The 1,285-nt window shown below is 40.1% G+C and carries 1 protein-coding gene; it reads left to right on the top strand.

Going from position 1 to position 1,285, the window contains the following annotated elements:
- The first annotated feature begins 34 nt into the window (after positions 1-34).
- Positions 35-1,192, top strand: coding sequence for a DNA distortion polypeptide 2 (ddp2, locus tag OQV04_RS24700; protein ID WP_000538023.1), 1,158 nt, complete (start codon positions 35-37; stop codon positions 1,190-1,192).
- Positions 1,193-1,285 lie beyond the last annotated feature (93 nt).

Genomic DNA, 1,285 nt, shown 5'->3' with positions numbered 1-1,285 from the left:
GTCGAACAGTTTCTAATAAGGTTGAGGTTTAGTTATGGGTGTTTTCGTAGAAAAAGATTATAGGGTAAAACGTAAGTCTTCCGAAAATGGTCGTAAGTCTGCATTTGCTCATAAAGTTAAAAACGGTGGTGAAAATTACAAAAAAAATGTGCGGGAAAAAATTAACCGGAAGGGGGCAAGCAAGGAGGTGGTTGTAAAAATATCTGGTGGCGCAGTAACCCGGCAAGGTATCAAAAATAGCATTGATTATATGAGTAGGGAATCGCAGCTTTCAGTGATGAACGAGAGCGGGCAGGTTTGGCAGGGCGAAGAAATCAAAGAAGCTAAAGAACACATGGTAGACGCTGCCAATGACGCTCAACACGTACATGATGACAAAGGGCGAGAAAATAAAAAAATCACACAAAATATTGTGTTTTCCCCTCCTGTTTCGGCGAAGGTTAAGCCGGAAGGTTTACTTGATTCTGTCAGAAAAACGCTTAATAAAAAGTATCCTAATAATCGCTTTGTACTGGGTTATCACGAGGATAAGAAAGAGCATCCACATGTGCATGTGGTGTTTCGAATCAAAGATACTGATGGTAAGAGAACGGATATAAAGAAAAAAGATTTAAGAGAGATCAGGACGGGCTTTTGTAATGAGCTTATCTTGAAGGGTTATGATGTAAAAGCTACTCATAAACAAACACAAGGGTTGAATCAGTCTATTAAGGATGCTCACGCCTCAGCTCCCAAACGGCAGAAAGGCGTATATGAGGTTGTTGATGTAGGCTATGACCACTATCAGCATGATAAGAGTAAGCCCAAACAACACTTCCTTAAACTCAAGACGCTTAACAAAGGTGTAGAAAAAACCTATTGGGGCGCTGGTTTTGGAGATTTGGTACAGCGTGAAAGCGTGAAGAAAGGAGATTTAGTTAAGCTAAAAAAACTAGGTCAAAAGGAAGTCAAGATCCCCGCCCTGGACAAGAACGGCATTCAACAAGGATGGAAAACCGCTCATCGTAATGACTGGCAGTTACAGAATTTAGGAGTAAAAGGGATTGACAGAAAACTATCAAATGATAAGAGCTTTAAGCTTGATGATATATCATCTATTCAAAAGCAGCAGCAGCAGATGAAGAAGTTCAATCTAGTGAAACAAAATATGTTGCAGAGCCAACAGAAAATCAAAGTCGGGATTAAGTTCTAACGGTTAGCATTAACTTTCTAAGCATATGATTGTAAGTGTTTTGTAAGTTTTAACTGGGGGTTGTAAGCCGGAACCGCCGAAATTTCCGTCACG

The sequence above is a fragment of the Escherichia sp. Lx600-2 genome (assembly GCF_036662595.1).
Taxonomy (GTDB): domain Bacteria; phylum Pseudomonadota; class Gammaproteobacteria; order Enterobacterales; family Enterobacteriaceae; genus Escherichia; species Escherichia coli.
Note: the sequence above shows the minus strand (reverse complement) of the source record. Positions and strands in the feature narration are given on the sequence as shown.

Bases quoted from the DNA above. Each gene is read 5' to 3' on its own strand.
- ddp2 (WP_000538023.1), top strand. From the start codon at position 35: ATGGGTGTTTTCGTAGAAAAAGATTATAGGGTAAAACGTAAGTCTTCC.